Source organism: Fictibacillus sp. NPDC058756 (genome assembly GCF_042746035.1).
Lineage (GTDB): Bacteria > Bacillota > Bacilli > Bacillales > Fictibacillaceae > Fictibacillus.
In genome coordinates, this window is record NZ_JBHYPU010000001.1 from 2,240,568 (window position 1) to 2,254,912 (window position 14,345).

17 protein-coding genes are annotated in these 14,345 nt (G+C 34.6%); 3 read left to right on the forward strand and 14 right to left on the reverse strand.

The genetic code is table 11. The features are described from left to right. Nucleotides 1-9: 9 nt before the first annotated feature. On the reverse strand, nucleotides 10-552 hold the full coding sequence (locus tag ACFW35_RS11265) for a DUF6932 family protein (protein ID WP_379845774.1): 543 nt from the start codon (nucleotides 550-552) through the stop codon (nucleotides 10-12). A gap of 292 nt (nucleotides 553-844) precedes the next feature. Here ACFW35_RS11265 and ACFW35_RS11270 point away from each other — a divergent pair, with 292 nt between their 5' ends. Further along, nucleotides 845-1,108: a hydrolase gene (locus tag ACFW35_RS11270; RefSeq protein WP_379845776.1), complete on the forward strand. Its 264-nt coding sequence runs from the start codon at nucleotides 845-847 to the stop codon at nucleotides 1,106-1,108. Between the two features lie 57 nt (nucleotides 1,109-1,165). On the opposite strand, the gene ACFW35_RS11275 is transcribed toward ACFW35_RS11270, so the two are convergent. From ACFW35_RS11275 to ACFW35_RS11295, 5 genes are all read right to left on the reverse strand, one after another. After that, a complete protein-coding gene (locus ACFW35_RS11275) occupies nucleotides 1,166-1,885 on the reverse strand; it encodes a glycosyltransferase (RefSeq protein WP_379845777.1) in 720 nt (239 codons plus the stop codon). A gap of 60 nt (nucleotides 1,886-1,945) precedes the next feature. Beyond that, nucleotides 1,946-2,647: a glycosyltransferase gene (locus ACFW35_RS11280; protein ID WP_379845779.1), complete on the reverse strand. Its 702-nt coding sequence runs from the start codon at nucleotides 2,645-2,647 to the stop codon at nucleotides 1,946-1,948. 14 nt (nucleotides 2,648-2,661) lie between these two features. Then, nucleotides 2,662-3,666, reverse strand: a complete 1,005-nt coding sequence (galE, locus tag ACFW35_RS11285; protein ID WP_379845780.1) for a UDP-glucose 4-epimerase GalE — start codon at nucleotides 3,664-3,666, stop codon at nucleotides 2,662-2,664. A 177-nt stretch (nucleotides 3,667-3,843) separates the two neighbouring features. After that, the gene (gene glf, locus ACFW35_RS11290; RefSeq protein WP_379845781.1) at nucleotides 3,844-4,980 is read right to left on the reverse strand and encodes a UDP-galactopyranose mutase; all 1,137 of its coding nucleotides are present in this window, start codon (nucleotides 4,978-4,980) and stop codon (nucleotides 3,844-3,846) included. Between the two features lie 6 nt (nucleotides 4,981-4,986). Further along, on the reverse strand, nucleotides 4,987-5,787 hold the full coding sequence (locus tag ACFW35_RS11295; RefSeq protein WP_379845783.1) for a glycosyltransferase family 2 protein: 801 nt from the start codon (nucleotides 5,785-5,787) through the stop codon (nucleotides 4,987-4,989). 220 nt (nucleotides 5,788-6,007) lie between these two features. On the opposite strand from ACFW35_RS11295, the gene ACFW35_RS11300 reads away from it, so the two are divergent. After that, nucleotides 6,008-7,030, forward strand: coding sequence for a glucose-1-phosphate thymidylyltransferase (locus ACFW35_RS11300; RefSeq protein ID WP_379845784.1), 1,023 nt, complete (start codon nucleotides 6,008-6,010; stop codon nucleotides 7,028-7,030). A 165-nt stretch (nucleotides 7,031-7,195) separates the two neighbouring features. Here the strand turns inward: ACFW35_RS11300 and ACFW35_RS11305 are convergent, their stop codons facing one another. From ACFW35_RS11305 to ACFW35_RS11340, 8 genes are all read right to left on the reverse strand, one after another. Then, complete coding sequence (locus ACFW35_RS11305; protein WP_379845786.1) at nucleotides 7,196-7,987, reverse strand: glycosyltransferase family 2 protein; 792 nt, start codon at nucleotides 7,985-7,987, stop codon at nucleotides 7,196-7,198. 18 nt (nucleotides 7,988-8,005) lie between these two features. Next, nucleotides 8,006-8,797 carry a glycosyltransferase family 2 protein gene (locus ACFW35_RS11310; RefSeq protein ID WP_379845788.1) on the reverse strand — a complete coding sequence of 264 codons (792 nt, stop codon included), beginning with the start codon at nucleotides 8,795-8,797 and terminating at the stop codon, nucleotides 8,006-8,008. Nucleotides 8,798-8,932: 135 nt separating this feature from the next. Then, nucleotides 8,933-9,550 (reverse strand): methyltransferase domain-containing protein, encoded by a 618-nt coding sequence (locus tag ACFW35_RS11315; protein ID WP_379845789.1) that lies wholly within the window; start codon nucleotides 9,548-9,550, stop codon nucleotides 8,933-8,935. Nucleotides 9,551-9,596: 46 nt separating this feature from the next. Beyond that, nucleotides 9,597-10,280, reverse strand: a complete 684-nt coding sequence (locus ACFW35_RS11320; protein ID WP_379845791.1) for a PIG-L deacetylase family protein — start codon at nucleotides 10,278-10,280, stop codon at nucleotides 9,597-9,599. A 146-nt stretch (nucleotides 10,281-10,426) separates the two neighbouring features. Then, a complete protein-coding gene (locus ACFW35_RS11325) occupies nucleotides 10,427-10,567 on the reverse strand; it encodes a glycosyltransferase (protein ID WP_379847464.1) in 141 nt (46 codons plus the stop codon). Then, nucleotides 10,527-10,616, reverse strand: coding sequence for a glycosyltransferase (locus ACFW35_RS11330; RefSeq protein WP_379847465.1), 90 nt, complete (start codon nucleotides 10,614-10,616; stop codon nucleotides 10,527-10,529). Before ACFW35_RS11330 ends, ACFW35_RS11325 begins: the two co-directional genes overlap by 41 nt. 197 nt (nucleotides 10,617-10,813) lie before the next feature. Further along, nucleotides 10,814-11,833 (reverse strand): UDP-glucose 4-epimerase GalE, encoded by a 1,020-nt coding sequence (gene galE / locus ACFW35_RS11335; protein WP_379845793.1) that lies wholly within the window; start codon nucleotides 11,831-11,833, stop codon nucleotides 10,814-10,816. 60 nt (nucleotides 11,834-11,893) lie between these two features. Next, nucleotides 11,894-12,883 (reverse strand): glycosyltransferase, encoded by a 990-nt coding sequence (locus ACFW35_RS11340; RefSeq protein ID WP_379845794.1) that lies wholly within the window; start codon nucleotides 12,881-12,883, stop codon nucleotides 11,894-11,896. Nucleotides 12,884-13,037: 154 nt separating this feature from the next. Between ACFW35_RS11340 and ACFW35_RS11345 the strand changes: the two genes are divergently transcribed. Beyond that, nucleotides 13,038-14,327, forward strand: coding sequence for a UDP-glucose dehydrogenase family protein (locus tag ACFW35_RS11345; protein WP_379845796.1), 1,290 nt, complete (start codon nucleotides 13,038-13,040; stop codon nucleotides 14,325-14,327). Nucleotides 14,328-14,345 lie beyond the last annotated feature (18 nt).

Consider the following 14,345-nt stretch of genomic DNA (forward strand, 5'->3'; position numbering starts at 1 on the left):
ATGCTTATTTTATAATTTAGGTTTAACAATTTTCACAATCCCTTTAGGTAAAAAGTTATCCTTGGTCTTCCTAAATGCCGCAGGAAATTTTAGTTTATTCCCGAATTCGTCTTTAATCCCTGAATTTTGATTGTATTCCGGATATAATTCAACTCTATATTTATGCCACATAGGTAATTGTTTTTTAGTAAAGTTCCTACAACGTCTACGGCTTTTAGAGTCCCATGTCCAAATTTTATATTTATCAATTTTGTTTAAATTGTGTTGAATATCACCTGAAATGAAATCGAATATATCGCATTGAAAATAACCATCAATATCATTCGGATGTGCTTTATTTTCTACAAAAGAACCATCAATAAAGATTTCGGTGATTCCTATTTTCCACAGTTGTTTTACCATGATTTCTAGATTATCGACTAAATGTAATCTCCAATCTCTATCCCATGGCTCACCATCTCCTGGCCCTTGTACTAAAATAGATTCCTTTAATTGTTCTATAGTTAGTGGATAATCCTTTGGCGGTAACAATCCATCCTTATTAAAGTGCATTTTAGGTTTCCTCCAACTTCAAATAAAGAACTTCTCAACTGTTTTATTAAAGTACACAAGATAATCAAAAAGTAGAGGGTGTTTTTGCAGAATATCTTCGTCGGAAACTTTCTCTTTTTCTTCTAAGATTTCTTGTATCATCTCTAAAGCGGAGCTATTTATGGTACATATTATTCGGTATTTTCGGTATATTTCAATATAAGTAGGTATTAATCTATACAAAAACAGGTCTGACAAAATATAGTATACTACGCCTTTCAAATAAGGAAGCAAATGAAAAGGAGGAAAATTAATGAGTTTTTTTGACAGTCACGGCAACAAAGATAACCATGATTTCAAAAATAAGTGCAAGGGTTGTGCTTGTGATATTCTAAAAAAAGCAACTCAAGGGACTTTAGTAAACATTGTTCTAAAGGGCGGAGATGAATTTTTTGAAGATGAACTTGCCTTTGTATGTTTTGACCCTAAAACTTGCTGTGTTACTTTTATTCTAGACGGATATCCATTCATCATTGACTGCGAAAATATTGCAGGTATCCAAATTGTATCTTCGTAAACATGACTGTTTCATTAGTTAAACAAAGAAATCAGGAATATCATCCTGATTTCTTTTTTAATCAAATCCTTTTGTTATCAATGGTTCAAAATTTTCTATGTTCGCAATCACTTTGCAAAATTTTAGAATGGTTTCATTCCTTAATTTCCATGTATGATCACCAGGTTCTCCACTTCTTAAATATACATAGTTTTCTTTTGTAGTAGAATATATTGTAAAGCCATTTTTAATGCAAGCCAAACAGAAGGCAGCATCTTCTGCAATATTTGTATTCGAAAACTGTACGTGATCAAAAACGCTTTTTTTGATAATAAGTGTTCCACCCATTAGGAGATTATTATTATATCGGCCTTCATTATCCGAATGGTTACCACCAAACCTATTAGGATTAAACTGTGTAAGTAACTTTTGTTTTTTAAAGTACATATAAATGGTCGTTTTTCCTACAACTGAAGCATTCGTTTCCTCAAATGCTCTCATACTATGCTTTAAATAATAGGGTGAATAATAATCGTCATCATCAAATTTGGCTACATATGGGTAATTCGCCTTTTTTGCTGCAAAATTTAAACATTCTCCAAGAGTTTTTGATTCAGGTAATTGATATACCGAAACGTTAGGGTATACTTTCGCTTCTTCTTCCCATATTTCAATATCCATCTCATCTTTATTTAAGATGATTATTAGTTCTTTATCCTCCCAAATTTGTCTGTTAAAGTTTTGGAAAATATTATCTAAACAATCCTGTCGTATCGTGCAAGAAATAATAGAGACCATCACTTCCTCCCTCCAGCTATTAGCACTCTGCTAAATACAACAAGTTATCTAAATTAAATATTATAAATAGTCTTTAAAATTACTAGTTTTCGCAATAACCTGGCTTACATTAATAATAATTTCAACTGGGACTTTCCACGTATGCTGTCCCTCATCATCACTTCTGATATATACAAAGTCATCCTTTGTTGAGGAGTACACTTTAAACCCATTTCTAACACAATCCATACTAAAAACTCGGTCAAGCTCTTTTATCTGGTCAGCAAATTTCACCTTTTCATGAACTTTTTTTTTAAAGACTAAAGTCCCCCCTTGTAAATATTGCTTGCCGAAACTCCTTTGAACATGAACAAACTGGTTTTCATTATTCGGGTTAAAAACAGCTAATATTTGTCTGTTTTTCAAATAAATATATACGGATGTTTTTCCTATCACATCCACCTTTAGCTTTCTGAGATTCTCGACTGATTTTTGTAAATATGTTGAACTGTAGTAGTCATCATCTTCAAAATTTGCTATAATATCAAACCTTGTCTTCTCAACAGCAAAATTTATACAAGATCCTAAGCTGATATCCTGCGGCAATTGATAAACTGAAACATTTTTATACACTGATGCTTTTTCTCTCCATTTTTTAATGTCCATGCCATCATGATTTAAAACAATTATCAATTCCTTAGGTTCAAAGGTTTGCTTATGGTAATTTTCAAATATATTATCGATACAATGATCCCTTATTGTACAGGAAATTATTGAAACCATAAAAGGCTCCTTTCTTATTCATCTTCTATATTAGTTATTTTTGAGTACCCATTCGGATAAGCTGTAAACCAATTCCAAGCTGTTTCTATCATCTGTTTAAGGTCATATTTTGCTTCCCAGTTTAATTCATTTCTAATTTGCAAAGAACTGGCTATTAATATAGGAGGGTCTCCCTCTCTCCTGTTTACGTATTCTACTGTTGCTTTTTTTTTGGAAATGTTTTCACACACTTTGATGATTTCATTAACTGAATATCCTTGCTCATTTCCCACATTATAAATTTTATGTGTATTCTTATTTTCAATCATATACTCAAGTGCTCTGACATGAGCATTTGCCAAATCTGATACATGTATATAATCCCTTATACAAGTGCCGTCTTTTGTTTCATAATCATTTCCGAAAACTTGGATTTTCTCTTTTTTTCCTAACAAATGTTCTAGAATATTAGGTATTAAATGCGTTTCAGGATTGTGATCTTCACCGATCTGCCCTTTAATATCTGCACCTGTCACATTAAAATATCGCAGTATAACATAGTTCAAGGAAAAAGCCTTATAAAAATCTTTGATCATTTGTTCACACATTAACTTTGACCATCCATATGGGTTTATAGGTTTTGTGTCCAATTTTTCACTAATTACGTTATTTGTTTTTCCGTATACAGCACATGAAGATGAAAAGACAAGTTTTGTTATTTGGTAATTTTTCATTACTTTTAATAAATTCAATGTACCTTGAACATTATTTTCGTAGTAAATAGCAGGATTTATTACAGACTCTCCTATATAACAATGAGCTGCAAAATGAATGACGGCAGAAATAGGGAATTGTGAAAACACCGAAATTAAATCCTGTTCATTCCTAATATCACCTTTAATAAATTTAGCTTTTACATGAACCGCTTCTCTATGACCTTCACTTAAATTATCTAAAACGACAACTTCATAATCTTTGTTAATTAACTCTTTAACAACATGGCTCCCGATATAACCCGCTCCACCCGTGACAAAAATCATAAATAATCACCTCCACTTTTAAATGTAATTTGCCGAACAACTAAATTCACAACACACCCTATCTTAAGTTTTATTGATTACAGTTAAGAATTATGAATTAAAACAAAAAACCTTCCGTATTTTATTAGGAAGGCAACAAACTGTCCAATTTTTTGTATTTCTTTAATGAGGAAAGTGTTAAGATTTATCAATACTAGGGGTGATTTCTGTTTCGAATAGATGCAAAGCTCTAGCTACAACTTGATCCATATTATAGTATTTGTATTCTGCCAACCTGCCTGCAAAGATTACTTTTCCCTTTAATTGCTGTGCTTCTTGTTTGTATAAAGTATATATTTCAGTATTCTCTTTTTTAGGTATCGGATAATAAGGTTCATTCACACCTGCTTTATAAGCTTCAGGATACTCAATTGCAATAGTAGTACCTTTTACACACTGCCCGGTAATCTTCTTATATTCTGTAATACGAGTAAAATCGAATTCATTTGGATAATTGACCTGTCCTGCTTCCTGATAATCGCCTTCTTGATGAAATCGAAAATCAAAGGTTAAGCTTCTGTAAGGCAATGCACCATACTTATAATCAAAAAACAGATCGATTGGACCCGTGTAAACCATTCTTTTATATTCAATTTCTTTAAACACTTCTTTATAATCAGTATTTAATAAAACCTTAATATCTTTATGTTTCAAAATCCTTTTGAACATATTTGTGTAGCCATACTTAGGAAGAGCTTGATATTTATCTTTAAAATATCGATCATCTCTGCTAAAAGAAAAAGGGACACGGGCTGTTACTGAAGAATCGAGCTCTTCTGGTTTTAGATCCCATTGCTTAACCGTGTAGCCGAGGAATACATTTCTATAAATATAGTTACCTAATGAACGAATATCTTGGTTTGCATGTTCTATCATTTTCAATACTGGAATTTTATCTCCAAAGCTATAATTATTTAATAAATGTTCTTCTAATTTAGCGGAGTGACAAGTAGGATATAGGGCATTGATAGAATTTAAATTAAATGGTACAGGTACTTTTTTCCCTTCAACAACAGCTAGGACTCTATGATAATAAGGGGTCCACTCAGTAAATCCAGAAAGGTATTCCCATACTTTTTTTGAATTCGTATGAAATAGATGAGGGCCATATTTATGAACTAATACTCCATTCTCATCAAAGTAATCATACGCATTCCCCCCAATATGGTCCCTACTTTCTACAATCAATACACGCTCTCCTAGCTGCGTTGCTATACGCTCTGCTATCACACAGCCTGAAAAGCCAGCCCCGACTATTAACCAATCAACCTTCATATTTTCTCACCTGCTTTTTTCTGCCGGCAGTAATTGTGCAATCTGTCTCCAGCCACAATGTGTTTTAAACACAGGATGATACTTGCCGCCCCATTTTTTTAATGTATAATTCACGAGCCATTCAAAAACTTCATTATATAATGCTATATTTTTTGTTGCATTATTCGGGTGCTGACGATAATAGTAGAGCATTTCATTCATCCAATGTATTTCAAAATGTTCAATTAACAAATAATCAATTCTTCTGTCCTCCATATGCCTGCCTTCCCATGGATCATCTGTTGGCCATCCCCCTACACTCTTTAATGCAGATGTACGGTAAAAACGAGGAAAAGGAACAACATTCGATAACAAAAATTCATATCGGTCATTGTAAGAACTACCACCTGTACGAGGCACGTTCAGTAGAATATTTCCCTTTCTATCTACATAAACATCCGTTTTGTTTCCCCAAATTAAAGCAACATTTTCTGAAACTTGATCTATTTCATTCCTCATTTTTTCTATGGTATCCGGAAATAACCAGTCATCAGCATCTAATTTTAGAATATAGGGTGTATGAATAATGGATAATCCTCTATTTTGTGTTTTGGACTGGCCTAAATTGGTATAGTTCCTTAAAACGGTCACACGGGAGTCTTTTAAAAATTCCTCAATAGTTAGTAAACTATTATCTGTTGAATGATCATCTACCAAGACAATCTGCCATCCTTGATAGGTCTGATTAAATACACTCTCGACTGCTTCTTTAAGAAAAGGACCTGGGTTATAGGAAGGAATTAATACAGTAACATCAGGTTTATCCACATTTTTCTCCTTTTCATTTCAGTTTAATTTACCCCTTCGTCGGGCCATCAGACCCTACATTGAATGTGTAATCATATAATCAAATAGGTTATAAAAATCCAATTTTATATTTTATTCGCTCATTTTTATATTACAGGTCACAATGCCAACATGAGCTCATACTATATATATATATACTTTAAAAAAAGTGATTAATTCGTATTATGGTGGTGGAAGTTTTTTGAAAGGAATAATCTTAGCAGCAGGAAAAGGTAGCAGGTTACAGCCATTTTCATTTTCACAGCCTAAAACAATGCTCCCTATTGCAAATAAACCTGTTTTGGAATATTGTATTGAAAATTTAAAAATGGCCAATATTAAAGAAATTGGAATTGTTATTAATTCATTACAGCACGAGATTGTTAATTATATCAATACCAGATTTGATCAAACGGTTAATATTACGTTTATCATTCAGCATGAGGCAAAAGGTATTGCTCATGCAGTTAAGCAGGCTGAAGAATATTTAAATAATGAGCCGTTTTTACTCTTATTAGGTGATAATTTAATTAAAGAGCCCCTTATTTCCCTTAGAAATAATTTAGAAAATCCAGAAATCAGCAGCTCTATCATGTTATCAAAAGTTGATTCCCCGAAAGATTTTGGAATTGCCGAAATCAGAAATCAAGAAATCATCAGATTAGAGGAAAAACCCCAATCTCCGAAATCTAACCTAGCAGTGATAGGAGCATATGCTTTTCGTCCCTCTATCTTTAAAGCAATAGATCAAATAACCCCTTCACTAAGGGGGGAACTTGAAATTACTGATGCTATACAATGGTTAATGGATAATGGACAAACAATCTCTTATACGATTACCACAAAGCCTTATATCGATGTCGGAACAACTGAAAGATGGCTTCTTGCCAACCAATGGATTTTAAGCGAGATAACATCCACATCAGGGATGGAATATATGAATGAAGCAAAAATACAAGATTGCTTGATTATTCCACCGGTTGTTATTGGGCCAGGCTGTACTTTAAACAATGCAACAATCGGTCCATATGTAACCATTGGCAAAGGTTCTTCTATTGAAAATTGCAAAATACAAAATAGTATCCTTCTCGAAGAGACAGTCATTAAAGGTTGTTCATGCACCTTTACAGATTCCGTTTTCGGAAGAGAAGCGTATATTAAAGGATTAAATGGTCAATTAGCAAAATGTATTTTTGGAGACAAAACAAAAATTATTTTAACCTGAATACGAATGAAAAGAACGAGCCAGATATATTAAAAAAGTCTCATGCAGCTCAATCAGAATTAACCAATCCTTTTAGTGCAAACCGGCACATCTTTAAAATGTATCAAAACTAGAAAAAAGGCTTTCTCAATTCATTCGAATTTGAGATGGCCTTTTTTGTATGGATTATATAGGTGTTAAGGAGGTTAATTCCACCCATCCTGATTTATTCAATGCAAAATGGGGCTCAAACTTATTTCCCCATTTCTTTAAAGCATAATGAATGTTCCATTTAATCATTTCATTTAAAACAGCCTTCTTATTTACCGTTACATTATTGATATGTTTTCTATAGTTATAAAGCATTTTATCGATCCAAAGAATTCGATAATGTTCAATCAAAAGAACGTCCATTCGACGGTCTTCCAGATAACGTCCTTCATAAGGGTCATCTGTTGGCCACCCTCCAACCCTTTTAAGAGCGGATGTCCTGTAAAACCGGGGATATGGAATAAAGTTTGCCAGCAAAAATTCGTAAGGGTCGTCATAGGAACGCCCCTTTACATCGATCATCTTATACAAAACTTCGCCATGATTGTCTTCTATTACAACCATTTTTTTGCCGCAAATTAATCCTACATCTTCTGAGACATTTTCAGCTTCATTTACCAAAATTTCAAGCGTATCACGGAAAAACCAGTCGTCACTGTCCAGCATAATGGTGAACTCAGTATTGATATATGCTAATCCTGCGTTTTGAGTTTTGGACTGGCCCAAGTTATGTTTATTTTTTATAAGAGTTATACGGGGATCCGAAAGATAGTCTTGTATCGATGATAAGCTATCATCAGATGAAGCATCATCTACGATTACCATCTTCCAGCCATGATACGTCTGATTAAATACACTTTCAACAGCGTTTCGCAAATACTCGCCTGGGTTATATGAAGGCATTAACACTGTTACCTTTTCTTCCACTTTTCTTCTACACCTCCATTACAAGATCCGCTTTAACTTTTTAACGATTCTCCAACCGCCTCTTAATGTCTTAAAAATGGGTTCATATTCATTTCCCCAACGGTTAAGAGCATCCTGTACGATCCATTCTACTGCCTCTTTGTATACATCTTTCTGATGAGTAGAATTATTTCCATGGATTCTATAGTAAAGGATCGTCTCAGGTATATAGTAAAAACGGTACTCTTCTATTAATCTAAGAAACATGCGAAGATCTTCTGCATGCCTCCCCCCATAAGGGTCATTAACTGCCCACCCACCTATCTTTTTTATAGATGATGTACGGTAAAATTTAGGCCAGGGAATAAAGTTCGCAAGCAACAGCTCATATTTATCCTGATGAATATTACTCCATTCATTCGAGACAAATCTGTACCTTTTTCTTTTGCTCATTTCTGTTACTTCTATCACATTGCCGATAATCAGTGCTACATTTTCCGGCATACTTTTTGCAGCATCCATTAATAATTCGAGCGTGTTTTCTGGAAGCCAATCATCGCTGTCTAATTGCAGAAAAAATTCTGTTGTAATCTTCTGAAGTCCAATATTTTGAGAAACAGACTGGCCGCTATTTATCTCATTTTTTATCAATGTAATTCTTGGATCTTTCAATAGATCTGCAGCATGGGACAAGCTGTCATCTGTTGATGCATCATCAACTACAATGATGTTCCAATAAGGATAGGTTTGATTAAACACACTCTCTATAGCTTCTCTTAAATAAATTCCTGAATTATAAGAAGGTATTAAAATCGTCACTTCTTTACTCAACTTATTAACACCTCCTACAATTTATATAAAATACCCCTTATTATTTTATATGCCTAAATATAAAGCTAGATTGTACAGATGCGTATATTATGAAACAAAAAAAGAGCAATTCTTTAATTGCCCCTTTATTAATAATCATTTTCTCACTTTGGCAGTCAGAAGCACTTGATAATGGTGATCCTTGATACCTAAAATGGCTTCAGGTATCTCATGAATGGCCAGACCGTCAAGAAATGCTTTGGCTACCGCAACATTGCCGAACACTTCCATTTCAATTTTTTCTTCATCAACCAGTTCATTCAACAGCATTTTTAATGAGGTATCGGTAAACCTCCAATAGTCTCCATGAAAATCTGTACGGCAGCTCTGGCTTAAACCGGTCGTCGTTAGCAGTAACGTACCACCTGGTTTCAATGCTTTTAATGTGTTTATTAAAGCTGTTTTAACATCATAAATAACATGAATAACCTGAGTAAGAATAATACAGTCAAATGCTTCTTCAGGAATATTTTCGCCTGTTTCCAGATTACCTACAATTGTTGCATCTGGTGAAGGAATCAAATTAAGAACTTCGCTTTTTGTAACGTTAACGCCATACGTCCTCGTATAATAGTTATCTCCTACTTCCAGAACTTGCCCTTTTATCTCTGAACGATTATTTTCCAAAAACGTTTCAATATAATATCTGTCGATTGGTTTTCCCCGATCAAAACCAAAATTTCTGCTTTTAGGCCGTATTGAATGGTTATTCAACAAAACTCCTCCTTATCATCGTTCTTTTTCCAGGCGGGTTTGAGTGCTAAAAAAGCTGCGCACTCAGAATGTAATATTTCTCCGCATACTGGCAACCATTCTCCATCCCACGTTTTTCTGCCCATTTCTTCACATTCTCTGGTGATATGAGATGTTTCGGGTCCCGAAGTTGAGAAACATGCTTCCTCATCGCTTCTACCTTTCTATCTACTTTTTCACCAAGATCCAAGAAGAGCACACCGGTATTGTTAATCTGAGGATACTGCCAGACAATTAATGGATACTCATACATGGCGATCAGCTTATAATGATGCCCCGGCTGTGGCCTTAAACTCGCCATGCAGGCATTAAATAGTGCCTTATGATCCTGATGAAAACTTGGATATGGTATAAACACCATCGAAGGCTGGAAACTCATTAATATTTCATCAATTTTAGATACTAAATCCTTTTGAGGTATGGTATCCAAAACCGCTTCCTTATCATCGTACATGACTTCAAAATCACGACACCCTAGATATAACAGGGCATCGGACAGTTCTTTTTTTCGAATATCGGCTGTCACTGTAATTCCGGAATGCCAGAATGTCGTCTCTCCCAATGCCGCAATGACCACTTTTACATTGTTCCCTAAGCTGCATGCTCTCTCAATTAACCCTCCACAACCCAACACTTCATCATCGGAGTGCGGAGCTATGATTAATATTCGTTCTTTACCAGTGTTAAGCATCGTACACCCCCGAAAAAAAACTAAATACTTCCGTTAGTTTTAATCTATTCGGTGATTTTGGGAATGTATAGGCAAAAAAACAAATAAGTTAAACCATTATCCTGAACAATTGATTGTTAACAGTCATTCCCAGCTGCTTTAACTTTTCATATGTTTCTTAAATCATCAGCATCTTGAATTGCAATCCAGCTTCCATTAGCATGCTTGACCCCTAAATTTAAACAATGAGCAGCTCCCTGATTTTTTTTATGATTCAAGAATTTCAAATGACCGGTCAGTGGATCCATCATTAATTATGATAAGTTCTATATTTTTATATGTCTGGTAAGATACTATTTATTGCCTCTTCAACATAGCATTCAGCAATATAGACCCCCATTACAACTGAAACTAACATTCTTACTCTCCTTTAGGTTAAACCCATTTATGAGCATTATATTTTCAAAGGTTAATATCGCTACTAGTTTTAGAAGAAGTAAAAAACGCGTTTTTTAAAATACGCTATTTACCTAAGTAAACAGCGTTTTGCTAAATCATTTTTTGTTAAGATAACCGTACAAATTATCCTTCTGCCAATTCCAGGAATCTCTGCACATTTCTTCAAGATTTTTTTCAGCTTCCCATCCGAGCTCTCTCTTCGCTTTTGACGGATCAGCATAGCTGACAGCAACGTCTCCTGGTCGGCGGCCAACCACTTTGTAAGGTATACTTATTCCTGCTGTTTTTTCAAAAGTTTTGATCACTTCCAGCACGCTATACCCTCTCCCTGTCCCAAGGTTATAGGCTTCTATACCATTACTGTTTAGCACATTATTGAGCGCTTTCAAGTGCCCCTTTGCCAAGTCAATGATATGAATATAATCTCTAATCCCAGTACCATCTTTCGTAGGATAATCATTGCCAAAGATTCTAACTTCATTTAATCGTCCAATCCCGACTTGTGTGATATAGGTTGTTAAGTTGTTCGGCATACCATTCGGATCTTCCCCAATCTGTCCGCTTTTATGAGCTCCAAACGGATTGAAATAACGCAATAGGGCAATGCTCCAATTATTATCTGAAGTATATATATCACGTAAAATCTCTTCGACCATCAGCTTTGTCCGACCATACGGATTGGTAACACCAAGCGGAGCATCTTCGGAAATCGGCATTTGCTTAGCGGTTCCATAGACTGTAGCAGATGAGCTTACCACCAAATTTTTCACATCGAACTGCTGCATCACTTCACAGAGTACGATCGTACCAGTAACATTATTTCGATAGTAATCTAGAGGCTTTATAACTGATTCCCCAACAGCCTTTAATCCGGCAAAGTGAACGACAGCATCAATCTTGTGATCGGAAAAGATTCTTTCTAATGCTTTTTTATCTAAAAGATCGATATGCTCAAATATAAAATCCTTACCAGTAATTTTCTTTACACGGTTTATTGATTCTAGTTTGCTATTAATCAATTTATCTAATACCACAAGCTTATAACCGTTATTTAATAGCTCAACACACGTATGACTACCAATATAACCTGCGCCTCCTGTAACTAAAATAGTCATGCAGCTGCCCCCAGTTCTAAACCATTCATACTCTCCCATACTTGCGGCGAATGTATTTGATTATTCATAATAACCTGCCCAGATTTTAAACAGGTTTTTATTCAACTCAAATCCTTTGTCTTGCAGTTTGTTGTACAAATGAATTAACCTAATATCTTCTAAAAAAATAACTCCATCTGCATTTCTCTCTTGATAGACTTGCAGAATATCGTCAACATCAAAGTCTTCAGAAAAATAGTGTGTTACATCTATCCTGTTCGTTAAACTGACTTGTTTAAAATCCTCACATGCCTCCTTTAAGCCCAAAATGATTAATTTAGCCTCCTTTTTGGAACCTTCTTGTAACTGTTTTTTTATATATTTAGAAGCCACGAGCCAATCTTCATTAATCGTTTGTTGGTTGCTGCGGCTCAATGAATCAGAATGAAGACGATACTGATACAAAACAAGAGGGATTTTGTTAATAGAGGTTCTTTCAAGCATCCTTAACCATAAATCGTAGTCATAGCAAATTTTATATTGTGTGTCATAGCCGCCTACTTGATGAAAGAGGGATTTTGAAAATAAAACAGAGCCATGACAAAATGGATTTAAATAATAACGGTACGCATAAATATGCTCTTCAGAAAAAAGATAGTTTCTAGTTGATTCAATTTGAAGGTTCCTTTTTGGTACCTCAGTTTTGCCTGATATACATTCAACAAAAGAACCTACTGCACGGATATGAGTATGTTCACTGATATATCTAATTTGTTCCTCTATCTTATTCGGTAAACTAATGTCGTCAGCATCCTGTATTGCGATCCAATTTCCTTGGGCCACATCTATGCCAACATTTAAAGCATTTGCAGCACCGCAGTTGATTTCCAGATGGATTACCTTTATTCGCTCGTCATCCAATGAGCTTAAAATGTTTTTTGTTTCATCAGTAGATCCATCATTAACAATGATTAATTCAATTTGTTTATATGTTTGATTAAGTACACTGTTAACAGTTTCCTTCAAATAACATTCACCATTAAATACAGGCATTACTATAGATACCAGCATACAAATCTCCTTTTCTTATAAAGCTCTTACATACTATTTCATTTCTATGCTGAAAACCTTGAAATGGTAACAAGTCTGTTAGGCAACTGCCGTTTCCTGTTTGAAAGCACTCCCATATAATGTTATGTACATTTTTAATTACGGAGGTGCTTTATTGAAAATATTAATAATTGGAACAGGCTATGTCGGAACAACTACAGCTTTAACCTTGTGTGAACTTGGACATCAGGTTACAGGATACGATGTAGACCCAATAAAGATCGCTTCCTTGCAAAATAAAAAATTACACTTTTATGAACCAGGATTGAAAGAGTTATTAGTTAAACATTTACATTCAGGAAATATTCAATTTACTGAAAACATAAAACACGCTGTTCAACAAAGTGAAATTATCTTTATTTGTGTAGGAACACCGCAACAAGAGGATGGGAGTGCAAATCTAGAATACGTACAACAGGCAGCGGCCATGATTGGAAACTATTTAAATAACTATAAAATTATAGTTAATAAAAGCACTGTACCAGTAGGAACAGCTGAAAAAGTAACAAAATGGATTGAAGAATCTTTGGTATCACCTACTAATTTTGACGTTATATCCAATCCTGAATTCTTAAGAGAAGGGACAGCTTTACAAGATTCTCTAAATCCTGAAAGAATCGTCATTGGAAGCAAAAGTGAGAGGGCAACGAATATCATGAAAAAGCTGTATTGTATTTTTAAGGCTCCTTTTGTTCACACTACACCGCAAACTGCGGAACTGATTAAATATGCTGCAAATTCATTTCTAGCTACAAAAATATCATTTATAAATGAAATGGCAAAATTATGCGAAAATGTGAATGTTGATATAAAAGACGTTGCGTACGGAATTGGCTTAGACTCAAGGATTGGCATGTCATTCCTCCAAGCAGGAATAGGTTATGGGGGCTCTTGCTTTCCAAAGGATGTATTGGCATTACTCTCAACTGCCCAACAATACAACACTAACCTCTCACTATTAGAAAAAGTAAATGATATTAACAACACTCAGCCGTTATATATGATTGAAAAAATTAAAAATAAATTAAGGGAGATAAAGGGGAAAAAGATAGTTATTCTTGGTTTATCGTTTAAGCCTCAGACTGATGATATCCGGGAATCTCCCGCCATAAAAATTATCGAGGAATTGCACAAACAATCAGCAAACATTGTTGTTCATGATCCAGTAGCAAAACTCCCTAAAACCCTTTCGCTGAAAATAACCCAGAGTACTTCCATTCATTCATTGTTAGAAAATGCAGATGCTCTCATAATTTGTACCGATTGGCCGGAGTATGAAACTATTGATTGGTTACTGGTTAAGAAAAAGATGAGGAATCCTTACATTTTTGATGGCAGAAACATGTTAAATGCCAGCAAAATGACAGAATTAGGTTTTTATTATGAAGGGATAGGCTACCGATAATTTTCACTTTCATGGAGG